Source organism: Ilumatobacter sp., assembly GCF_965215205.1.
Lineage (GTDB): Bacteria > Actinomycetota > Acidimicrobiia > Acidimicrobiales > Ilumatobacteraceae > Ilumatobacter_A.
Genome location: NZ_OZ244049.1, coordinates 779,412 through 801,252, shown reverse-complemented (window position 1 = coordinate 801,252; position 21,841 = coordinate 779,412). Strand labels below are relative to the sequence as shown.

The following is a 21,841-nucleotide window of genomic DNA, read 5'->3' as shown; positions in this document are numbered from 1 at the left end:
GGTGGGGTCTCGGGGCGCGTCACGAGCTTCGCTTGTTCTCGTACCGGTTGCGCAGGATGATCGCCGCGAGGTTGAGCAGCAGCACGAACACCAGCAGCACGATGATCGCGGCGGCCGCCGCGCCGAGGAAGCCCTCGTCGCGGCCCGACTGCTGCACCCAGTTGACGATGATGATCGGCATCGCCGTGAACCGGTCGTCGAGCGCGCTGACGTCGGTGAGACCGGGGTTGGCGGTCATCCCGCCGGTGATCGCGCCGACGAGGATCAGCGGCGCCGCCTCACCGATCGCGCGCGACATCGACAGCAGGGTGCCGGTCAGGATGCCGGGGGCGGCGTAGGGCAGCATCTGGGTGCGGATCATGTCCCACTGGGTCGCTCCGACGCCGTAGGCGCCCTCCTTGAGCCCCTGGGGCACCGAGCGCAGCGCCTCCTGGGAGGTGATGATCACGATCGGCAGCACCAGCACCGCGAGGGTCAGCCCGGCCGAGATGGTCGTGGACCCGTTGGTGACGTTGTCGCGCAGCCACCCGTCGTTGACGAACAGGAACAACCCGAGCAGCCCGTAGACCACCGACGGCACCCCGGCGAGGTTGCGGATGATCAGGTCGAGGAAGGCGGTGAAGCGGTTGGTCGGCGCGTACTCCTCGAGGTAGATCGCTGCGGCGATCCCGAGCGGGAACGCCAGCACGGCCACGAAGATCGCGATCCACAGCGAGCCGTACAGGCCCTGGTGGACGCCGAGCAGCTCGTCGGACGAGCGCGAGCGCAGGGTGCCGGAGAGGAAGCCGCCGAGGCGGCCGGTGAGCTGCGACCAGCCCAGCGAGATCTGGTCGCCGAAGAGGATCGCGAGGATCAGCAGCGACACCGCGAGCGCGCCCATGACGAGCGCACGGAAGATCCCGCCGACGACGTCGGTCTCCGACTCGCTGACCGATCGGCGGATCTCCTCGCGGGTGCGGTCGCCGACGAGGGGTTGCGTGAGGGCCATGGCGGTCAGTACCTCTCACGCACGCGCGCGACGAACGCGTTGCCGATCAGGTTCAGGGTCAGGGTGATGACGAACAGCAGGAGGCCGACGAAGAACAGGCTCTGGAACGTGAGCCCGGCGCCGACGACCTGGTCGGTGCCGCTGGCGAGCGACGCCATCGCCGCGGTCATGGTGAGACCCCCCTCGTAGGGATCGGAGTTGAAGATCGCGGCGTCGGCGGCGCCGCCCGCGAGGAACACCACCATCGTCTCGCCGATCGCACGGCTCACCGCCACGATGGCGGCGGCGACCAGCCCCGACGTCGCGGCCGGCAGCACGACCCGGGTCACCGTCGTCACCTTGCGGGCGCCGAGGCCGGTCGAGGCTTCTCTCAGCTCGCGCGGCACCGAGCGCATCGCGTCCTCGGAGATCGACGCGACGAGCGGGATGGTGAGGATGCCGACGCCGATCCCGGCCGCCATCAGCGACCCGCCGTCGTCGCCGCCGATGTTCGCCACCACGTTCGGGGCGATGAAGGTGATCGCGAACGCCCCGAGCACCACCGACGGGATGCCGGCGAGGATCTCGAGGGTCGGCTTGAGCAGCTTGCGCACCTTCGGTCGTGCGTACTCCGACAGGTAGATCGCCGCGCCGAGCCCGATCGGGATCGCGACGACCATCGCCACCGCGGTGACGATCAGGGTCGCGACGACCAGGGTGGGCACGTCGTAGATCCCCCGCCGGGGGAACCACCCGATCTGGCCCCACGTCACCGACCAGTCGATCTGGCTGATGAACACCCACGCCTCACGGAACAGCGACCAGACGATCGCCGCCGAGACCATCACCGACACGAGGGCGGCGACGAGCACGACGGTGCGGACGAGCCGCTCCTTGGTCTTGCGCGAGGTGGGGGCGGCGAGTGATTCGAGGGTGATCGTGTCGCTCATGCGATCGGTGTCTCCGGAGGGGTCGAGCGTCGAGAGTAGCGGCCCCCGAGCGGCCCGCCGCCCACCTCGACGGTGGGGACGGGCCGCTCGAGGCGCGAGGAGCGCTGGTCGGTCAGAGAGCGGCGTCCCAGGTGCTGCGCACCTCGTCCTTCGCGTCGTCCGCGAGCGCGACGTAGCCGACCTCGGAGGTGGCGGTGTCGAGCCCGTCCTGCATGTAGAAGTCGACGAACGCGGCGAGCTGCGGGTTCTCCTGGGCGGTCGCGTCGTTCACGTAGATGAACAGCGGCCGGCTCACGGGGTACTCGTTCGAGGCGATCGTCTCGGCGTTCGCCTCCACGCAGCCGTCGCCGCCGTCGACCTGCAGCAGCTTCACGTCGGACGCGTTCTCGGCGAACGCGAACCCGACCCAGCCGAAGCTGGTGTCGGAGCCCTGGATCCCCTGGAGGATGACGTTGTCGTCGGCCGACGGGTTGTAGTCGGGGCGGGTGATCGCCTCCTGCCCGCGCTCCTCGGCGATGCCCTCGAGCACGATCTCGATGAACGAGTCGAAGGTCCCCGACTCCTCGCCGGGGCCGAAGATCTCGAGCGGCGCGTCGGGCAGCGAGGCGTCGCCGCCGAGCTCCTCGACCAGCGGGTTGGCGTCGCTCCAGTCGCCGAAGCCGGTCGACTCGGGGCCGACGAGGCCGTAGATCTGCTCGAAGCTGACGCAGTCGACGGCGTCGTTGGCCGAGCTGGTCATGACCGCGATGCCGTCGATGCCGACCTGGAGCTCGGTGAACTCGATCCCGGCGTCGGCGCAGGCCTGCGCCTCCTCCTCCTTGATCGCCCGCGAGGCGTCGGAGATGTCGGTCGAGCCCTCGCAGAAGAGCTGGAAGCCGTCACCGGTGCCGGGACCGTCGACGGTGATGTTCACGTCGGGAGCCTGTTCGTTGAACAGCTCCTGGACGCGCACCGAGATCGGCTCGACGGTGGACGACCCCGAGATGGTGATGTCCCCCGACAGGCTCGACAGATCCGTCGCCTCGCCGCCGCTCGCGCTGGTCTCGGTCATCGCGTCGCTGGTCTCGGTCATCGCGTCGCTGGTCTCGGTCATCGCGTCGCTGGTCTCGGTCATCGCGTCGCTGGTCTCGGTCATCGCGTCGCTGGTCTCGGTCATCGCGTCGTCGGCGGCCTCGCTGACCTCGGTGACCTCGGTGACCGCCTCGTCGGCGGTCTCGGACGCGTCGTCGCTGCCGCAGGCAGCGGTCGTGAGCGTCAGCGCGATGGCGCCCGCGAAGATGCGGTGGGTCTTGTTCACGGTGTTCGAACTCCTCGTTCGGGGGGTGTGTGGTTCACGGTGCCCCGGACGACCGCCTCGCGATCCGCCCGGAACGGGGAGGACGGTACGGACCGAACGTGAACCGACCGGCGCACGAGGTGAACCCCCGGTGAACGATCGACGTCGCCCGGACGAACACCGCCACGGCGGGCTCGGGTTCTCCTGCTCCCGTCGCGCTCCCCGGGCCCCGTCCGCTCGGCGGGCGCGGGGCTCAGTCCGAGGTGCGCTTGCCCACGGTCTGCTGCTCGACCGTCCAGCGGTACATCCGCTCCTGGGGATGGGGTTCGAAGCCCGTGGCCGGACCCACCCGCTCCCAGCTGTCGTCGGGACGCAGCTCCCACGCGACCACGTCGTCCGCGAGCTGGAACTCGAGCGCCTGGTCGAGCCACGCCTGGTGGCGCGGGTGCTCCACCGGGACGAGCACCTCGACGCGCCGGTTCAGGTTGCGCGGCATCAGGTCGGCGGACCCGATGAGGTACACCGCTGCGGGGTCGCCGCCCTGCGCGCCGTCGCCCGCGGGCGCCTCGACGGCACCGGCCGGGCGATCGTGCGCATCGCCGCCGTGGGCGAAGCGGTAGATCCGGCTGTGCTCGAGGTAGCGACCGAGGACGCTGCGCACCCGGATGTTCTCCGACATCGCCTCGACCCCCGCGCGCAGGCAGCACACCCCGCGCACGATCAGGTCGATCCGCGTGCCGGCCGCGCTCGCCGCGTACAGCGCCTCGATCATCTCGGGATCCGCGATCGAGTTGCACTTCAACGTGATGTGGCCCTCCGCGCCGAAGGTCGACTCGTGCTCGATCAGATCGAGGAGCTGGCCACGCAGGTCGCGGGGCGCGACCAGGAGGGTGTCGTAGTCGACCGCACGGCTGTACCCGGTCAGGTGGTTGAACAGCTCCAGCGCGTCGTCGCCGATCGCGTCGTCGCAGGTCAGCAGGCCCAGGTCCTCGTAGACGCGAGCGGTCTTCGCGTTGTAGTTGCCGGTCCCGATGTGGCAGTACCGGCGGAGGTGATCCCCCTCGTCGCGCACGACGAGGACGACCTTGGAGTGGGTCTTGAGCCCGACCATCCCGTAGACGACGTGCACCCCGGCGCGCTCGAGCTGCTTGGCCCACTGCACGTTGGTCGCCTCGTCGAAGCGGGCCTTCAGCTCGACCAGCACGGCGACCTGCTTGCCGCTCTCGGCGGCCCGGATCAGGGTGCGGATGATCGCGCTGTCGCCGCCGGCGCGGTACAGGGTCATCTTGATCGACTTGACGTTCGGGTCGACGCCGGCCTGGGCGATGAACTCCTCGACGCTGGTCGAGAAGCTCTCGTAGGGGTGGTGCAGGAGCATCGGGCGGTGCCGGATCGCGTCGAAGATCGGCCGATCGGCCTCCTCCGCCGCGACGAGGCGGCCGGCGGTGATCGGCGACCACGGCTCGTCCTTGAGGTCCGGGCGATCGATCGACATCAGCTGCCACAGGCAGCCCAGATCGAGCAGGGAGCGGTGGTACGTGACGTCGTCGTGGGTGAGGTCGAGCTCGCGCACGAGCAGCTCCAGCAGCTCCGGGCCGACGTCGTGGGCCACCTCCAGGCGGACCGCCTTGTTGAACCGACGGCGGCGCAGCTCCATCTCGACGGCCTCGAGCAGGTCCTCCGCCTCGTCCTCCTCGAGGGTGAGGTCCGCGTTGCGGCTGACGCGGAAGGGAGCCCACTCCTCGACGATCATCCCGACGAAGAGGGTGTCGAGCTTGGCCGCGATGAGCTCCTCGACCGGCAGGAAGCGCCCGACGGCGACCTCGACCAGCCGGGGGAAGACGTTCGGGACCTTCAGGCGGGCGAAGCGGCGGTCGCCGGTGTCGGGGTCGGCGACGTTGATCGCGAGCGACAGCGCCAGATCGGAGATGTACGGGAACGGGTGCCCCGGGTCGACCGCGAGCGGGGTGAGCACGGGGTAGACGCGCTCGGCGTACCACACGTCGAGCGCCGAGATCTCCTCCGGGGTCAGGTCCGCGTGGTGGATGATCGCGACTCCGGCGTCCGCGAGCGCCGGGACTAGCCGGTCGACGAACGCGTGGTCGAGGTGCTCGATGAACTCGGGGACCGACGCCATCACGTCGACGATCTGCTGGGCGGGGGTCCGTCCGTCGGGGGTGGGGCGGTCGAGGCCGGCGGCGACCTGGTCCTTCAGGGCGCCGACGCGCACCTGGAAGAACTCGTCGAGGTTCGTCGAGGCGATCGCGCAGAACTTGGCGCGCTCGAGCAGCGGGATCCCCTCCTCCATCGCGAGCTCGAGCACGCGCTCGTTGAAGGCGAGCCAGCTCAGCTCGCGGTTGAGGAACCGCTCGTCGGTCCCCTCGCGGTCGGATCCGTCGTGACGAGGGAGCGGGAGGGGCGGCGCCGCTCCCGCGATGGGCTGGCCGCCCGGCTCGCCGGTCGTGGACCCGTCGAGCCCCACGTCACCCGGCGCCGGCCACGCCCGGTCGCCGACCGCGCCGGACAGGTGCGTCCGTTCAGCCGTCACTCGTGGTGGTGCTCGCCTCGGCGTCGTCGGTGTCGTCACCCGGTGACGCCGACCCGGCCGCCTCCGCCTCCGTGTCGGGCACCGGCGCTTCGGCGGGCGCCCCGCCGTCGGCCGTCGCACCTGCGTGCACGGCCTCCGACGACCCGGTCTCCGACGCCTCGGTCCCGTCGGCGGGTGCCTGGTCGGCTGCAGGAGCGTCCGCGGGGGGCTCGGCGGCCGCCGCCGTCGCCGTGCGCGTCGCCTGGGGCGTCATCACGCCCAGGTCCCACTCGATCGAGATCAGCTCCCGCTCGGCGTCGCGCACGATCCGCTCCCGGTTGCGTCGGAACTGCGGATCCTCCCGCGGCAGCAGGACGAGACGGGCCAGGACCCGCGCACGGAACTCGTCGAGCACCTGGCGGTCCCCCCAGTCGCCGTAGACCTCCCAGTGCGGCGACACGGGCCCGAGGTACGCGATTCGGGCGTGCGCCCTCGGCGGAGCGGATTCGACGACGTCGGTCATGGGGCGACTCTACCGACATCGCGACGCTCGTCGCCGAGCGCCGAGCCGGCGCATCGCACGGCGCACGCCGCGACCGGCCGGGCGATCGCCGTGCGACCGTCCGATCCGCCACGGCGGCCGTGCGGTGATCGACGGGAGGTGGATCCCGGGTCGCGACCGACCCGGACATGACGGAACGGTTACGATCGTCCGACGATCGCGAGACGAAGCATCGGGCCGACCGTCCAGGTGTCGATTCGTGAACGAACCGGAAAAGCAGGAACCAGGACGTACCGACGGACGTCTCCACCTCGTACACCGTCTCCATCGAGCCATCGAGCCATCGAACCCACCGTCGCCCGGCGGCCCACCTCGCGGGCCGGCCAGGGATCCGGGGACGCCCCGGATCGACCCACCGCACCTCCACCACCCCCTCCCGAAGGACCTCGACCATGATCAAGCGCACCAAGCGTGACGGCAGCCGCAGAGCAGCGATCGGGCTGAGCGACGCCGCGCTCGCCGAGCTCAACGGCCGACCCACCGAGCTGGCCACCGCGCCGCCCGATCCCGACTCCGAGAGCGCCTGGATGGCGGACGGGAACTGCCGCCTCCACCCCCCGGCCACCTTCTTCCCGAGCGACGGGGTCGGTGTCGACAAGGCCCGCAAGATCTGCCGGGACTGCCCGGTGAAGGCCCGTTGCCTCGATTACGCGCTCGACGAGCGCATCGACCACGGCGTCTGGGGCGGCTGCAGCGAGCGCGAGCGGCGACGGATCCTGAAGTCGCGCAGCGACGAGACCGCCGTCACCGTCTGATCTCGCACGGGACCCGTCCGTGCACGGTGCGGGCGAACGAACCACCGTCCACGACCTGGTCGTGCATCGGCACGTGATCCGCTCGAGATCCCGACCGCACGGGCGGGGGATCAGGCGGGCGAACTCGGGGTGGCGAGGCCGTAGACGCGTCGGGCGGTGCCGGAGAACATCTCGTCCTGCTCGGCGTCGTCGTACGCCGCAGCGATCCGCTTCAGGCCGTTCCACATCACCGTCGAGGAGATCGAGAACCGGTCGACCGGGAAGTTGCTCTCGAACATGCACCGGCTCGGCCCGAAGACCTCGATCGCGTGCTCGTACCACCGTCGCTGCACCGCGACGAACTCGTCGCTGGTGGGCGGGGACGCCGCCTCGTGGAACCCGAACCCGTTGTCGGGCATCGCCAGACCGCCGATCTTGGCCACGGTGTTCTCGCACGCCGCGACCTCGGCGATGTCGTCACGCCACGTCTCGAAGATCTCGTCGTGGCGCCCGGCGAAGCGCCCGACCCCGATCGGCGTCCCGAAGTGGTCGAGGACCATCGTCGTGCCCGGCACCGCGCGCGCCAGGTCGGCGAAGTCGCGGATCTGGTGGTGGTAGAGCCACGAGTCGTAGGTGAGCCCACGCTCCCCCAACCGCCGCACCCCCGTGCGGAAGGCCGGGTCCTGCGCCTTGCCCTCGGCGTAGCCGCCCGGGATCATGTGCGCCTCCGGATCGAGGGCGCGGGCGAGCGAGTCGCGGATGCCGACGAACCGGCCGCCGGAGGCCGCGTCGTGGGCATCGAGGATCTCGTCGAGGCCCTCGTGGGTCAGGTCGGCGTGGCCCACGATCCCGTCGATCGTGGAGGCCCCCGGGTGACGGCGCACGAGCTCGTCGGCCGCGCCGGCGACGAACTCCGTCTCACCGACCGGGCGGAGGTGCTCGGGCCCGTCGTCGCGGTACCCGGCGTGGCACTCGACGAACACCGTCTGCGTGATCCGGTGCCCGGCACCGGTGTCGGCCGTGAGCTCGTCGATGCCGTAGGGCAGCGATCCGCCGGCGGGCCACAGGTGGTGGTGGGGATCGACGATCTCGCGATCGGGGTCGACGACCGGCTCGGCGACGAGCGCCAACCACTCCTCGCTCCCGGGTGCGGGGAGGCCGCCCGAGCCGGTCGTGGCGTCGGTCGCGGAACCGCTCGTCGTCATGGACGGCACCCTACGTTCGCCACCTCACATCGGTCCGCTCGGAGGCACCGCGACGGACGCCACCGTCACGAGCCCGGACGCGAACGTGTCCCGGCCGTCGGGCCGGGACACGTCGATGGCGCTCCGTCGTGGTCGTTCGGACCCCGAGGCTCAGGAGTCGGCCGAGGTGCGCTGCTCGTCGGGGTCACGCCGCGACTCGTCGAGGCCGTCCTTGAACTCCTTCTGGGCCTTGCCCAGGTTGCGGGCCAGCTTGGGCACCTGCGAGCTCCCGAACAACAGCAGGATCACCACCACGACGATGATTGCCTCGTTGCCTCCGATGAATGCGAACATGATCACAGACTACCGAATCGACCGGCTCGGTGAGCGACGAGGTGGCACTTTCCCCGATCGGATCAGGCTCCGATGGTGCTGCGCGCCACCTGCGCTCGCTGGCGGCGGATCCGGCGTCGCTCGCGCTCGGACAGGCCGCCCCAGATGCCGAACTTCTCGCCGTTCTGGAGCGCGAACTCGAGGCAGTCGTGACGGACCTCGCACCCTCGGCACACCTCCTTGGCCTCGCGCGTGGACGCGCCGCGCTCGGGGAAGAACAGATCGGGGTCGACGCCGAGGCAGTTGGCGCGATCGTTCCAGTCGGCCTCGGGCTCGACCGGCGTCGCGCTGATCGTGATGCTCGATGTCGTGATGAATTGCATGGGTGGACCTCCTGCCAGGGCGCCTGGTCCGATGGCGGTGCGAGCGATGGACGTCGGGCGGTCTGTCCACAGGGGATGCTTGACCTGACCGGTACGACGTTGTAACTACAGTGTCGTCATTCTGGCAGAGGTTCCGCGGGTCCGCAAGGAGAACACGGGAAAATCGCGCGGTCCGCGCGTGCTCGTGCACCCGTCGCGCCCTCGCCGCCGAGCGACGTCGCCAGCGCGACCGTGAGCTCTGATCGGGTCCGCACGTCGATCGGGACTAGGTTCGACCCATGAGGTCACGATTCACCTACTCGGCCTGGGATGGCACGCAGACCGGGTTCGAGTTCGACGCCGACATGGCCTTCGACGAGCTCACCGACGAGCTGCTCTACCACGGCGACGTCAACGCGGCGCTGCGGCGGATGATGCAGCAGGGGGTGACCGACCGCGACGGCAACCAGCTCCAGGGCCTGCGCGAGCTGCTCGAGCAGCTGCGCGCCGAGCGTGACGAGCGGCTCGCGAACACCGACCTCGGCGGGGTGTACGACGAGATCAAGGACCAGATCGATGACATCGTCGACGAGGAGCGCCACGCCATCGAGAACTCGGTGCGCGACGCGACCGACTCGGGCGACGAGCGTCGGGCGACGAACGCGCGGTCCGCGGCGACGGACCGCAACATGCGCCTCGACCTGATGCCCGACGACCTCGCCGGCAAGGTGCGTGAGCTGGGCTCCTACGACTTCGAGTCCGCCGAGGCCAAGCACCGCTTCGAGCAGCTGATGGAGCAGCTGAAGGACCAGCTCACCCAGCAGATGGTCGACCAGATGTCGAGCGCGATGCAGAACATGTCCGCCGACGACATGTCGCGCATGAAGGACATGATGGCCGCGCTGAACGAGATGCTCGAGAAGCACCAGCGCGGCGAGGACCCCGGCTTCGAGGACTTCATGGAGGAGTACGGCGACTTCTTCCCCGAGGACCCGCAGGACGTCGAGGAGCTGCTCGAGCAGATGGCCCGCCGCATGGCGGCGATGCAGGCGATGATGAACTCGATGTCACCCGAGCAGCGCGCCCAGCTCCAGGAGCTGAGCGAGCAGCTGATGGGCGACATGGACCTCCAGTGGCAGATGCAGCAGCTCTCCGGGAACCTGCAGCAGATGTTCCCCCAGATGCAGTGGGACCGCAGCTACGACTTCGAGGGCCAGGACCCGATGGGCTTCGGCCAGGCGATGCAGACGATGCAGGAGCTCGGCGATCTCGACCAGCTCGAGAACCTGCTGCGCAACGCGTCGAGCCCGAGCGCCTTGGCCGAGGCCGACATGGACAAGGTCCGCGACCTCATGGGCGACGACGCCGCCCGCTCGCTCGAGCGCCTCGCCGAGCTGACGAGGCAGCTCGAGCAGGCCGGACTCGTCGAGCAGAAGGAGGGTCGCCTCGAGCTGACGCCGCGCGGGCTGCGCAAGATCGGCGCGAACGCCCTGCGCGAGCTGTTCTCGAAGCTGTCCAAGGAGATGTCTGGCCAGCACGAGATGAGCCAGAACGGCGTCGGGCACGAGCGCACCTACCAGACCAAGGCGTACGAGTACGGCAATCCGTTCACCCTCGATCTCAACCGGACGATCCGCAACGCCCTGCGGCGCTCGGCCGGCGCGGGCCACGCCGGGACCCCGGTGCGGCTGTCACCCGACGACTTCGAGATCGAGCGCACCGAGCACCTGACGCGCTCGTCGACGGTGCTGATGCTCGACCTGTCGCTGTCGATGCCGATGCGCGACAACTTCCTCCCGGCGAAGAAGGTGGCGATGGCGCTGCACCACCTCATCTCGACCCAGTTCCCCCGTGACTACCTCGGGATCGTCGGGTTCTCCGAGACGGCGCGGATCCTGACCCCCGCCCAGCTCCCCGAGGTGTCGTGGGACTTCGTCTACGGCACCAACATGCACCACGGCTTCACCCTCGCCCGCCAGCTGCTGGCGCGCGAATCCGGGACCAAGCAGATCATCATGATCACCGACGGCGAACCCACGGCGCACATCACCCCCGACGGGCACCCGTTCTTCAACTACCCCCCGGCACGCGAGACGGTCGAAGCCACCTTGCGCGAGGTCGTGCGGTGCACGAAGAGCCGCATCCGGATCAACACGTTCGGCCTCGGAGCCGATGGCTCGCTGCGTGCGTTCATCGAGCGGATGACCCAGATCAACCAGGGCCGGGCCTTCTTCACCACGCCGGAGAACCTCGGCGACTACGTGCTCGTCGACTTCCTCGACGGCAAGCGCCAGCAGGCGCGCGCCGGCCGTCGAGCCGGCTGACCGCCCGGACGCCCGATCGGCGCCCGCCCGTGCTCGTTCACGCGATGTTCAAGGCGCCCGGCCTCACGACCGACGTATCATCGTGAGCATGCGCGTGCCCCGCACCTTCGTCTTCGTCGACCTGTCGGGGTTCACGAACTACACGGCCGCCTTCGGCGACGACGCCGCGGGTCGGATCCTCAGCGCGTTCCGCACGATCGTGCGCTCCGTGGCGTCCGAGCGCGGGGTCCGCATCGCGAAGTGGCTCGGCGACGGCTGCATGATCGTCTCCGTCAACCAGCGCGACGCGATCGCGTTCGTGCTCGAGCTCGAGCAGCGCGCCGCCGACATCTGCAACCCGTTGACCGTGCGCGCCGGGCTCGCCACCGGCCACGCGCTGCTGTTCGAGGGTGACGACTACATCGGCTCGGCCGTGAACATGGCCGCTCGGCTCTGCGACCACGCGAAGAACGTCGAGGTGCTGATGCCCGCGATGCACCTCGAGCGGCTGCCCGACGGGGTGACCACCCTCCCCTTCGGTGAGATCGAGCTGCGCGGCTTCCCGGGGCCGATCAACGTGGTCGAGCTGAACGGCGTGCCGCGACCGGCCGAGGTCGAGGCCGACGCCGCCGACCTCTGGACGCGCACCCCCTTCATCTGACCCGCCGACGCGGCGGCGGGGACGAGCGCGAGAGGCGGGTACGGTCTGTTCCTCGTCGCCGACCGACCGGTCGACGCGTCCCCACCACGAGGATCATCGATGCCCTTCCACCGCGGAGCGACCCTCCCCGTCGCCGCAACCCTCGGACACGCCGAGAGCTCGACGCACGGCCCGACGGCCGGCAACGGGTTCTACAAGCGCTGGCCCGACGACCTCGCGCTGCTCTCCGACGTCGGCGTGACCGACCTGCGCCTCACCTTCGACTGGGCCCGGCTCCAACCCAAGCCCGGGGAGTTCTCCGGGGACTGGTCCGAGCGCTACGAGAACATCCTCGAGGCCGCCGACGCCGTCGGGATCCGCGTGTGGGCGACGATGCACGACGAGGGCGTCCCGAAGTGGTTCGGCAACGAGGGCGGGCTCGACGACGTCGACGCCGTGGTCCGCTGGTGGCCGCGCTGGGTCGAGCGGGTCGCCGAGCGCTTCGGTGACGACGTCCACGGCTGGATCCCGTTCGCGGTCGTGCCCGGCGACCTCCCGTCGCAGGCGTGGACCGACACGTGGCAGATCCTCGGCGGCGGCGACTCCCCCGTCGCCATCTCGCTGCAGGCACGCGACGGCTTCGCGCGCGTCGGCGAGCTGCTGGACTCGTGCGACGTGGTCGGGGTCGCGCTCGAGACCCTGCTCGACGACGAGGAGATCCCCGACGACGCGGCGCTGACCACCGCGAGCGAGCGGTGGGAGCAGGCTCTCCACGACGCCGCCGACGCGGCGGACGGGACCGCGCTGGTCGTGAGCCAGTTCACCCCGCACCACGTCGAGCCCGACGTGGGCGGTCGGATCGTGGACCGCTTCGTGACCGTCGTGGACTCCGTCGTCGACGACGGGATCGAGCTCACGACCTGCTTCCTCGACCCGGGGATCGCCGGGCCGGAGTTCCCGCTCGGGATCATCGACCGCGACCGCACCCCGCAACCGGCGGCGGACGCGTACTTCGTGGCCCCCGTCGTCGACGAGGACGACTGAGCTCGCTCGGCGCCGCGACGTCGGCCCGGCGTCAGAACGTCGTCGGGTAGTAGCCGCCGACGGGGGTGTTCACCACGTCGGAGGTGAAGTCGCTGGCGAAGGGCCAGTCGGATTCCTCCCCCTTCACGGGCGCCTGGACGAACTGGCCGTACCTGCCACCGACCCGCTCGCGCCCGAGCAGCGACCAGGCCTGGCGCTTGTAGGTCCAGTTGTCGGGCTGCAGCCGGTGGCACTCGTTGAAGTGCCGGATCGCCGCGTCGCGCTCACCCTCGCGCCACAGCAGGTTCGCCAGCTCGAAGTGGGCCGCGCCCCGCGACGTGTCGGTCGAGCGCGGCTGCGAGCGAGCCACCGCCTCGTCGGGCGAGAGCGCGTGGGGGCTGCTCGCCCCGTGCGCCACCCAGTCGCGGATCGCGTCCGCGTAGGCCGTGCGGTCCTGCCCGGACCGCAGCACGTCCCACTGACCCGGACCGCCCTCGGGTGCGGCCGGAGCCGTCGGCGCCGCGGCGGTCTCGGGCATCGCGTCGAGCATGTCGGAGGGGAACTCCGTCGGACCGGGCCATCCCGGCTCGGGAGGCCGCACGATCATCCCGTCCTCGTCGACCCAGATCACGTTGGGGATGTTCACCACCCCGAACAGCTCGGCCATCTTGTGGGTCGGGTCGAGCAGCGACGGGTGCTCGGGCTCGGCCGCCTCGATCAGGTGACGCGACGCGTCGGGGCCGCTGAGCTCGAGCGAGACCGTGACGATCTCGAGGCCGTCGTCGTGGAGCTCGTCGCGCAGCGCCTGCCACCCGGGCAGGTCGAACGAGCAGCCTCAATAGGGCGCCCACGAGACGATGACGACCTTGCGCCCGCGCAGCGACGACAGGCGGAACTCGTCGCCGTCGACGTCGTCGAGCACCAGCTCGGGAGCCTGCGCCGTGGTCAGCGCCCGATCGCCGACGGCCTCGGGGCCGATCGCCCAGCGGTCGGAGGTCTCGTCGGGCACGACGGCCATCCCCAACCGGTCGGCCGCCGTGCGCAGGTCGAAGTCGCCCCCGCCGAGGGGGACGCACACCTCGCCCTTGCAGGCACCCTGCGGTTCGATCTTCCAGCCCGTCCCCCGCTCGAACTCGGACGCGGGCACATCGAGCGACTCGACGATCATCAGACCCTCCCCCGGTAGGTCGCGGACGGCCCGGAGGAGTCCTTGTTCAGGCGCTTGCTGAGGTGCAGGCCCTCGAGGACGAACCCGACCGCGGCGGCGACCGCGGCGGGCGACTCGTCGCCCCCGGTCAGGGCCATCACCGGGTCGCGCAGCGCGTCCACCTCGCCGATCAGCCGAGCCAGCTCGTCGCTCGAGACCTCCTCGCCGGTGTGGGCGATCGCACCCTCCTCGAACGCGTCGACGACCGCTCGGGTCTGGCCGGGGTCGACGGCCTCCTTGAACACGGTGAGCACCGCCCCCTTGATCAAGGTGTCGAGGATGAAGCCCTCGCGGCCCTCCTCGAGCGACTCGATCTCGATCTTGCCCTGCGAGCTCGCGGGGAGCGCGTCGAGGTCGTCGACGCGGGCGGTGATCGTGCGCTCGCCGGCCTTCAGCCCCCGTCGCAGCGCGTTCGCGGACAGCGCCTCGTAGTTGCTGACGCTGAGGCGCACGCTGACCCCGCTGCGCTGGTTGACCTGGTTGCTCGCTCGAGCCAGGTGGCTGAACGTCGCCACGACCTCACCCAGGTACTCCGGCACCGTCACGCTGATCTGGCCGTCGGGCGTCTCCACGTCGAGGGGGACGGCCTCGGCGCGCATGATCTCCATCTCGGTCGGCACGTCGAGCGGGTAGTGCGTGCGGATCTGCGACCCGAACCGGTCCTTCAGCGGCGTGATCAACCGGCCGCGGTTGGTGTAGTCCTCCGGGTTGGCCGAGGCGACGAGGATCACGTCGAGCGGCAGGCGGATCTTGTAGCCGCGGATCTGGACGTCGCGCTCCTCGAGCACGTTGAGCAGACCGACCTGGATCCGCTCGGCCAGGTCGGGGAGCTCGTTGATCGCGAAGATCCCCCGGTTGGTGCGCGGGACGAGGCCGTAGTGCAGCGTGAGCTCGTCGGACAGGTACCGCCCCTCCGCGACCTTGATCGGATCGACCTCGCCGATCAGGTCGGCGATCGAGGTGTCGGGGGTGGCGAGCTTCTCGCCGTAGCGCCGGTCGCGGTGGACCCAGTCGATCGGCGTCCCCTCGCCGAGCTCGTCGACCAGGTTGATCGCGTGGCGTGACACCGGGGCGTAGGGGTCGTCGTTGATCTCGCTGCCGGCGACGATCGGCATCCACTCGTCGAGCAGACCGGTGAGCGAACGGATCATCCGCGTCTTCGCCTGGCCGCGCTCGCCGAGGAAGATCACGTCGTGACCGGCCAGGAGGGCGTTCTCGAGCTGGGGCATCACGGTGTCCGCGTAACCCGACACCCCCGCGAACAGCGGCTCGCCGGCGGACACCCGCGCGATGGCGTGCTCCCGGATCTCCTGCTTGATCGGTCGTGAGACCCATCCGGAGGCTCGCAGGGCACCGAGCGTGGTCGGTCGCTCGTCGGCTCCGTCGGAAGGTTGTGCCATGTGGGGACGCTACCCCAGCCCCCGCGCACCCTCACATCGGGGCTCGACGCGTCCACGATCACGACCCCTCCACGGGCGCCCGACCGCTCGGGTGACCGCCCGCCGGTCGGTAGTGTCGCCGTGATGGGGACCGGGGGCCGATGGGTCGCGATCGAGGCGACCGACGACGTGCGCCGCGCCGGCATCGGCCTCGACACCGACGACAGCGCGTGGGCCCCGATCGCGGTCCCGGGCCACTGGCAGCACCGAGCGGACCTCGCCGCGAGCGACGGTCCGGTGATGTACCGCCACCGGTACCGCTCCGACCCGCCGGCGGAGGGACGCCGGCGGTGGGTCACGTTCGACGGGATCTTCTACCAGGGTGACGCGTGGCTCGACGGCGCCTACCTCGGCGACCTCGAGGGGTACTTCTTCCCGCACTCCTTCGACGTCACCGACCTCTCGCGGATCGGCCACGACCACGTGCTCGCGATCGAGGTCGCGTGCCCGGCGCAGTCCGCGGTGCGCAGCAGCGTCACCGGGGTGCTCCAGGGGTGGTCGGGACTGCCGAACGGGTGGAACCCCGGCGGCCTGTGGCGCCCGGTGCGGTGCTACGACACCGGCCCGGTGCGCATCGACCGGCTGCGCGTCCTGTGCCGCGACGCGGACGACCGACGTGCCCACGTGCGGCTCTCGGCGATGCTCGACAGCGACCTCGCCCGCGACGTCGTCGTGCTCACCCGCCGCGACGGCGAGGTGGTCGACGAGCAGCGCACGGTGATCGCCTCGGGACCCAACGAGCTGGAGTGGTCGGTCGACATCCGCTCGCCGCAGCTGTGGTGGCCGCGCGAGCTCGGCGATCAACCGCTCACCGAGTTCGTCGTCGAGGTCGTCGTCGACGGCGAGCACAGCGACGAGCGCGCACGCTGCGTCGGCCTGCGCCAGGTCGACTGGAACGACTGGATCTTCACCGTCAACGGCGAGCGCGTCTTCCTGCGCGGGGCGAACCTGCTCCCCCTCGACGTCGGCCTCGCCGACACGTCCGACGACCGCATCGACCGCGATCTCGATCTCGCGATCGAGCTCGGGCTCAACTCGCTGCGCGTCCACGGCCACATCTCGCGCCGCCACCTCTACGACCGGGCGGACCAGCTCGGCCTGCTCCTCCTCCAGGACTTCCCGCTCGAGCGCGTCCAGGCCCGGCGGATCCGATCGAGCGCCGTCGCGCAGGCCGCGAAGGCCGTCGATCAGCTGGGCCACCACCCCTCGATCGTGCTGTGGTCCGCGCACAACGAACCGGTCGACACCTCGATGGCGCTCGAGCGCGACTGGCGCAGCCGCCTGCACGACATCGCCGCCCAGCAGCTCCCGACGTGGAACAAGTCGGTCCTCGACCGGTGGGTCAAGCGGGCGTTCGAGAGGACCGATCCGACCCGGCCGACCATCGCGCACTCGGGGGTCCTCCCCCACCTCCCGCAGCTCAACGGGACCGACAGCCACCTGTGGTTCGGGTGGCGACAGGGCACCGCGCGAGACCTCGCCCGCCGCGCCGCACGGATGCCGCGCATCGTGCGCTTCGTCAGCGAGTTCGGTGCCGACTCCGTCCCGCCCCACGCGCCGTTCATCGAGTCCCGCCTCGAGGGCGCGAGCTGGCCGGACCTCGACTGGGACGAGATCGAGGACGAGATCGGCCACAGCCGGGACCTGCTCGAGAGCCTCTTCCCCCCGGCCGAGCACGACTCGTTCGACGCGTGGCGCACGGCCACCCAGCTCCACCAGGCGCACGTGCTGCGCACCCAGATCGAGACGCTGCGCCGGCTCAAGTACCGCCCGACGGGCGGGTTCTGCTTCTCCTCGCTCGCCGATCCGGGCCCCGCGATCTCGTCGAGCGTCCTCGACCACCGGCGAGCTCCCAAGCTCGCGTGGGACGCCGTGCGCGGGGCATGCGCCCCGGTCGTGGTGATCGCCGATCTGCCTCCGGACTGGATCGACCAGGGCGACCGCCTCCGCCTCGACGTCCACCTGGTCAACGACCGGCGCAGCGAGATCAGCGGCGCCCGGGTGTCGGCGGTCGTGTCGTGGCCGGGCGGCGAGCGGCGCTGGGACTTCACCGGGACGGTCGGAGCCGACGAGGTGGTGCACGTCGGTTCGGTGGACACCGAGGTGCCGCACGCCCTCGGCGAGCTCGCGATCGACCTCGTCGCCACCGATCGCGACGGCCTCCGCCTGCACGCCAACTCCTACCGCAGCGCGATCACGGTCCCGTCGTCGGGGTGAGTCGGCCTCGGGCGCGCCGCAGCGCGGACCAGGCGACCCGCGCACCGCGCTCGAGGTCGAACAGAGGAGCGAACGCGACGCCGAACAGCGGCGACGGGAACCCGACGTGCATCGCGGCGAGGATGCCGACGTGCATCGCCCAGGCGGCGGCGACCCAGGTGTCGCGGACGCGGCCGCCGAGCAGCGCGACCGGAGCCGCCAGCTCGATGGCGAGCGACACCGCCGCAGCCACCGACAGCAGCACCGGGACGCGCACCAGGGAGCGGGCCAGCACCGGCGGGTCGGCGCCGAGGACGTCGAGGCGCGCCGCCGAGTAGGCCACGTGGTTGCGCAGCACGTCGCCGACCACCCAGTCGGCGCCACCGAGGCGCAGCTTGGCGATCCCGGCGACCACGTAGGTGACGGCGGTGATCGCGGCGGCCACCCCGAGCGGGAAGCCGTAGGCGCTCGACGGCCGCTCGCGCCGGGCGGCCGCGCCGCGTCGTCGGGCGTCGAGCGACCAGGCGTCGGCGGCCGGGGAGACGGCGAGCACGAGCCCGTGCAGCACGATCAGGTGCTCGAAGTGCAGCAGCTGCCCCCACGACGACCGGTAGGTCGCCAGCGCGAGGAGGCCGAGCGCGGCGACGGGCCCGCTGAGGCGGTGGGCGAAGCCGATCACGACCGCCGTCCACGCCACGAGCGTCGTGACCACGGTCGCGACCAGCACGGGGCGTGCGACGGGTCCGGGCAGGAGGGTGGCGAGGCCGACCGGGTCGAAGTCCTCGGCCCGACGGTCGCCCAGCGCGAGGTGGACCGGGACCCGCGTGGCGAGGTAGATCGCGGTGAACGTCGCCACGACGACGCGCAGCGCGGCGAGTCCACGTGCGGACCCACGTCGGTCGACGACGGCCGACACCACGCGCCCGAAGGCACCGGACCGTGGCCCTCGGTCCTCCCCGTGCGCCCGCTCCCGGACCTCGCTCATCGCACCACCACGTCGCAGGTCGCGTGCACCTCGCGTCGCAGCAGGCTGTCGTCGTCGAGGGTGCGGGCGACGACGTCGTGCACCTCGGTCACGACCTCCACCCCGACGGTTCCGCGCTCCGCCGTGCGGGCCCCCACCCGGCGGGCGATCTCGCCGCAGCGACGGTCGGCCCCGCCGGAGCGGACCGCGGCGCGCAGCTCGCCGGCGACGACGAGCGGATCCGCGCTGCTCCCGATCGTGGCCGGGTCGAGGCGCCGTCGGCGCCCGTCGGCGTCGACGGCGTTGGCGGTGACCAGCGCGACGGTCTCGCTGCGGGCGCTCGCGTACATCGGGTACGTCGACAGCGGCAGCGAGTCCCGGTCGAGCGCGACCGGAGCGAGCAGCACGACGACGGTCGCGCCGGCGATGACCAGGCGTGCCCGGCGCCGCATCGGTCAGCCGCGGGCGAGCGACCGGCGGTTCTTGATCTTCGACTTGCGGTAGTCGGCGTTCATCACCGCGATCGCATCGATCGAGATCTCCTTCGGGCAGGCGGAGGAGCACTCACCGTGGTTGGTGCAGGAGCCGAAGTGCTCCTCCATCGTCTCCACCATCGCCTCGGTGCGCTTGTACCGCTCGGACTGACCCTGGGGGAGGAGGTTGAGGTGGGTGACCTTGGCCGCGGTGAACAGCTGCGCCGCGCCGTTCGGGCACGCCGCGACGCACGCCCCGCACCCGATGCACGCGGCGTTGTCCATCGCCGCGTCGGAGACCGGCTTGGGGACGGGGACGAGGTTGGCGTCGGGAGCCCCACCGGTCGGGGCGGTGATGAAGCCACCCGCCTCGACGATGCGGTCGAACGGCGACCGGTCGACCATCAGGTCCTTGATCACCGGGAACGCGGTCGCCCGCCACGGTTCGATCACGATCTCGTCGCCGGAGGAGAAGCTGCGCATGTGCAGCTGGCAGCTCGCCGTGCCGTTCTGCGGTCCGTGCGCCAGACCGTCGATCATCAGCGAGCAGGTCCCGCAGATGCCCTCGCGGCAGTCGTGGTCGAACACGATCGCCTCCTTGCCCTCCTCGATCAGGCGCTCGTTCAAGATGTCGAGCATCTCGAGGAACGACGCCTCGTCGGGGATCTCGGGGATCTGGTGCGTCTCGAAGCGACCCTGCGAGTCGGGGCCGTCCTGGCGCCAGACCTTGAGGGTGATGTTGGTGAGGTTGTTGCTCATCGCCGTCCTCTCGTCACTTGTAGCTGCGGGTCGCGAACTGGACGACCTCGTACTCGAGGGCTTCGCGGTTCTCGATCGGCTCGCGCGGGTCGCCGCTCCACTCCCACGCGGTCACGTGGGCGAACTGCTCGTCGTCGCGCACCGCCTCGCCCTCGTCGGTCTGGTACTCCGAGCGGAAGTGGCCGCCGCAGCTCTCCTCGCGAGTGAGCGCGTCGGTGCACATCAGCATCCCGAGCTCGAAGAAGTCGTCGACGCGCGCCGCCTTCTCCAGGGTCTGGTTGAGGCTGGTGCCGTCACCGGTGACCCGCAGGTCGCTCTTGAACTCCTCGTGCAGCGCCGGGATCTCGGCGAGCGCCTTCTCGAGCCCGGTGCGATCGCGATCCATGCCGCAGTAGTCCCAGATGATCTTGCCGAGGCGGCGGTGGAAGTGGTCGGGGCCCTTCGTGCCGCCGACGTCGAGGTAGCCCTGGTAGCGGGCGCGCGCCTCGTCCTCGGCGGCGGAGAACGCCTCGTGGGTCTCGTCGGGGACCGGCTTGTTGAGCAGCTCCGAGAGGTACGGCGCGATCGTGTAGGGGAGCACGAAGTAGCCGTCGGACAGCCCCTGCATCAGCGCGGACGCGCCGAGCCGGTTGGCCCCGTGGTCGGAGAAGTTGCACTCGCCGGCCGCGAACAGGCCGGGGATGGTCGTCTGCAGCTCGTAGTCGACCCACAACCCGCCCATCGTGTAGTGGCTGGCCGGGTAGATGCGCATCGGGCGCTCGTACGGGCTCTCGCCGGTGATCCGCTCGTACATCTCGAACAGGTTCCCGTAGCGCTCCTCGATCGTGCTCTGGCCGAGCCGCTCGATGGAGTCCGCGAAGTCGAGGTACACCCCGTTCTTCAGCGGGCCGACGCCCTGGCCGGCGTCGACGGCGCGCTTGGCCGCGCGCGACGACACGTCGCGCGGCGCAAGGTTGCCGAAGCTCGGGTAGATGCGCTCGAGGTAGTAGTCGCGGGCGTCCTCGGGGACCTCGGCCGCCGAACGCGACTCGTCGGGGTCCTCGGGGACCCAGATCCGCCCGTCGTTGCGCAGCGACTCCGACATCAGGGTCAGCTTCGACTGGAACTCGTCGGCCTGGGGGATGCACGTCGGGTGGATCTGCGTGTAGCAGGGGTTCGCGAACCCGGCGCCGCGCCGGTGCGCTCGCCAGGCGGCGGTGACGTTGCAGTTCATGGCGTTGGTGGAGAGGTAGAAGACGTTGCCGTAGCCCCCGGTCGCGAGCACGACGGCGTGGGCGGCGTGGGAGCGGACCTCGCCGTTCATCAGGTCGCGGGTGACGATTCCGGCGCAGCGACCGTCGATGTTCACCACGTCGACCATCTCGACGCGGTTCCACAGCTTGACGTTGCCGAGACCGATCTGGCGCGACAGCTGCGAGTAGGCGCCGAGCAGGAGCTGCTGGCCGGTCTGGCCCCGTGCGTAGAAGGTGCGACTCACCTGCGCGCCGCCGAAGGAGCGGTTGTCGAGCAGGCCGCCGTACTCGCGCGCGAACGGCACGCCCTGCGCGACCATCTGGTCGATGATCTTGACCGACACCTCCGACAGGCGGTGGACGTTGGCCTCGCGGGAGCGGAAGTCGCCGCCCTTGACGGTGTCGTAGAACAGGCGGTGGACCGAGTCGCCGTCGCCCTGGTAGTTCTTCGCCGCGTTGATCCCGCCCTGCGCGGCGATCGAGTGCGCCCGCCGTGGGGAGTCGTGGAACGTGAACGACTCGACGTTGTAGCCGAGCTCGCCGAACGTCGCCGCCGCCGACGCGCCGGCGAGGCCGGTGCCGACGACGATGATCTTGAACTTGCGCTTGTTCGCCGGGTTCACCAGCTTCTGGCTGGCGATGTAGTTGCTCCACTTGTCGGCCATCGGGCCGTCGGGGATCTTCGGATCGAGGTCGAGTGCCATCGGTCG

The 21,841-nt window shown here is 70.8% G+C and carries 19 protein-coding genes; 5 read left to right on the top strand and 14 right to left on the bottom strand.

Features of this window, described 5'->3' with window-relative positions; all coding sequences use genetic code 11:
- Positions 1 to 19: 19 nt before the first annotated feature.
- The 5 genes from pstA to ACOOHC_RS03790 all read right to left on the bottom strand — a co-directional run bounded on the left by pstA (position 20) and on the right by ACOOHC_RS03790 (position 6,243).
- A complete protein-coding gene (pstA, locus tag ACOOHC_RS03810) occupies positions 20 to 988 on the bottom strand; it encodes a phosphate ABC transporter permease PstA (RefSeq protein ID WP_420452689.1) in 969 nt (322 codons plus the stop codon).
- A 5-nt stretch (positions 989 to 993) separates the two neighbouring features.
- Positions 994 to 1,917, bottom strand: coding sequence for a phosphate ABC transporter permease subunit PstC (gene pstC / locus ACOOHC_RS03805; RefSeq protein ID WP_420452688.1), 924 nt, complete (start codon positions 1,915 to 1,917; stop codon positions 994 to 996).
- Between the two features lie 112 nt (positions 1,918 to 2,029).
- Entirely contained in the window at positions 2,030 to 3,214 is a 1,185-nt protein-coding gene (locus ACOOHC_RS03800; protein ID WP_420452687.1) for a substrate-binding domain-containing protein, read from the bottom strand.
- Between the two features lie 232 nt (positions 3,215 to 3,446).
- Positions 3,447 to 5,741, bottom strand: a complete 2,295-nt coding sequence (ppk1, locus tag ACOOHC_RS03795) for a polyphosphate kinase 1 (protein ID WP_420452686.1) — start codon at positions 5,739 to 5,741, stop codon at positions 3,447 to 3,449.
- The gene (locus ACOOHC_RS03790) at positions 5,731 to 6,243 is read right to left on the bottom strand and encodes a hypothetical protein (RefSeq protein ID WP_420452685.1); all 513 of its coding nucleotides are present in this window, start codon (positions 6,241 to 6,243) and stop codon (positions 5,731 to 5,733) included. The genes ppk1 and ACOOHC_RS03790 overlap by 11 nt, the downstream gene beginning before the upstream one ends.
- A gap of 431 nt (positions 6,244 to 6,674) precedes the next feature.
- On the opposite strand from ACOOHC_RS03790, the gene ACOOHC_RS03785 reads away from it, so the two are divergent.
- Positions 6,675 to 7,037: a WhiB family transcriptional regulator gene (locus ACOOHC_RS03785; protein WP_420452684.1), complete on the top strand. Its 363-nt coding sequence runs from the start codon at positions 6,675 to 6,677 to the stop codon at positions 7,035 to 7,037.
- A gap of 110 nt (positions 7,038 to 7,147) precedes the next feature.
- Here ACOOHC_RS03785 and ACOOHC_RS03780 read toward each other — a convergent pair whose 3' ends face one another.
- The 3 genes from ACOOHC_RS03780 to ACOOHC_RS03770 form a co-directional block, all read right to left on the bottom strand.
- A complete protein-coding gene (locus ACOOHC_RS03780; RefSeq protein WP_420452683.1) occupies positions 7,148 to 8,221 on the bottom strand; it encodes an amidohydrolase family protein in 1,074 nt (357 codons plus the stop codon).
- A gap of 150 nt (positions 8,222 to 8,371) precedes the next feature.
- Positions 8,372 to 8,554, bottom strand: a complete 183-nt coding sequence (gene tatA / locus ACOOHC_RS03775) for a twin-arginine translocase TatA/TatE family subunit (protein ID WP_420452682.1) — start codon at positions 8,552 to 8,554, stop codon at positions 8,372 to 8,374.
- Between the two features lie 62 nt (positions 8,555 to 8,616).
- Complete coding sequence (locus ACOOHC_RS03770; protein WP_420452681.1) at positions 8,617 to 8,916, bottom strand: WhiB family transcriptional regulator; 300 nt, start codon at positions 8,914 to 8,916, stop codon at positions 8,617 to 8,619.
- Positions 8,917 to 9,194: 278 nt separating this feature from the next.
- On the opposite strand from ACOOHC_RS03770, the gene ACOOHC_RS03765 reads away from it, so the two are divergent.
- The 3 genes from ACOOHC_RS03765 to ACOOHC_RS03755 all read left to right on the top strand — a co-directional run bounded on the left by ACOOHC_RS03765 (position 9,195) and on the right by ACOOHC_RS03755 (position 12,882).
- The gene (locus ACOOHC_RS03765; RefSeq protein WP_420452680.1) at positions 9,195 to 11,219 is read left to right on the top strand and encodes a VWA domain-containing protein; all 2,025 of its coding nucleotides are present in this window, start codon (positions 9,195 to 9,197) and stop codon (positions 11,217 to 11,219) included.
- 88 nt (positions 11,220 to 11,307) lie between these two features.
- Positions 11,308 to 11,859, top strand: coding sequence for an adenylate/guanylate cyclase domain-containing protein (locus ACOOHC_RS03760; protein WP_420452679.1), 552 nt, complete (start codon positions 11,308 to 11,310; stop codon positions 11,857 to 11,859).
- 99 nt (positions 11,860 to 11,958) lie between these two features.
- Positions 11,959 to 12,882 (top strand): family 1 glycosylhydrolase, encoded by a 924-nt coding sequence (locus ACOOHC_RS03755; RefSeq protein ID WP_420452678.1) that lies wholly within the window; start codon positions 11,959 to 11,961, stop codon positions 12,880 to 12,882.
- Positions 12,883 to 12,913: 31 nt separating this feature from the next.
- Here the strand turns inward: ACOOHC_RS03755 and ACOOHC_RS03750 are convergent, their stop codons facing one another.
- Positions 12,914 to 14,029 carry a ResA-like WAxxUGC motif-containing protein gene (locus ACOOHC_RS03750; RefSeq protein WP_420452677.1) on the bottom strand — a complete coding sequence of 372 codons (1,116 nt, stop codon included), beginning with the start codon at positions 14,027 to 14,029 and terminating at the stop codon, positions 12,914 to 12,916.
- Positions 14,029 to 15,468, bottom strand: a complete 1,440-nt coding sequence (locus ACOOHC_RS03745; protein ID WP_420452676.1) for a sigma 54-interacting transcriptional regulator — start codon at positions 15,466 to 15,468, stop codon at positions 14,029 to 14,031. Before ACOOHC_RS03745 ends, ACOOHC_RS03750 begins: the two co-directional genes overlap by 1 nt.
- A 123-nt stretch (positions 15,469 to 15,591) precedes the next feature.
- Between ACOOHC_RS03745 and ACOOHC_RS03740 the strand changes: the two genes are divergently transcribed.
- Positions 15,592 to 17,724 carry a hypothetical protein gene (locus tag ACOOHC_RS03740; RefSeq protein WP_420452675.1) on the top strand — a complete coding sequence of 711 codons (2,133 nt, stop codon included), beginning with the start codon at positions 15,592 to 15,594 and terminating at the stop codon, positions 17,722 to 17,724.
- Here the strand turns inward: ACOOHC_RS03740 and ACOOHC_RS03735 are convergent.
- Genes ACOOHC_RS03735 through ACOOHC_RS03720 form a run of 4 tightly spaced genes read right to left on the bottom strand, consistent with a single transcriptional unit; the run spans position 17,702 to position 21,835 of the window.
- Complete coding sequence (locus tag ACOOHC_RS03735; RefSeq protein ID WP_420452674.1) at positions 17,702 to 18,688, bottom strand: HTTM domain-containing protein; 987 nt, start codon at positions 18,686 to 18,688, stop codon at positions 17,702 to 17,704. The genes ACOOHC_RS03740 and ACOOHC_RS03735 overlap by 23 nt on opposite strands.
- The gene (locus ACOOHC_RS03730; protein WP_420452673.1) at positions 18,685 to 19,119 is read right to left on the bottom strand and encodes a hypothetical protein; all 435 of its coding nucleotides are present in this window, start codon (positions 19,117 to 19,119) and stop codon (positions 18,685 to 18,687) included. Before ACOOHC_RS03730 ends, ACOOHC_RS03735 begins: the two co-directional genes overlap by 4 nt.
- A 3-nt stretch (positions 19,120 to 19,122) precedes the next feature.
- Positions 19,123 to 19,899: a succinate dehydrogenase/fumarate reductase iron-sulfur subunit gene (locus tag ACOOHC_RS03725; RefSeq protein WP_420452672.1), complete on the bottom strand. Its 777-nt coding sequence runs from the start codon at positions 19,897 to 19,899 to the stop codon at positions 19,123 to 19,125.
- Between the two features lie 13 nt (positions 19,900 to 19,912).
- On the bottom strand, positions 19,913 to 21,835 hold the full coding sequence (locus ACOOHC_RS03720) for a fumarate reductase/succinate dehydrogenase flavoprotein subunit (RefSeq protein WP_420452671.1): 1,923 nt from the start codon (positions 21,833 to 21,835) through the stop codon (positions 19,913 to 19,915).
- Between the last annotated feature and the right edge of the window lie 6 nt (positions 21,836 to 21,841).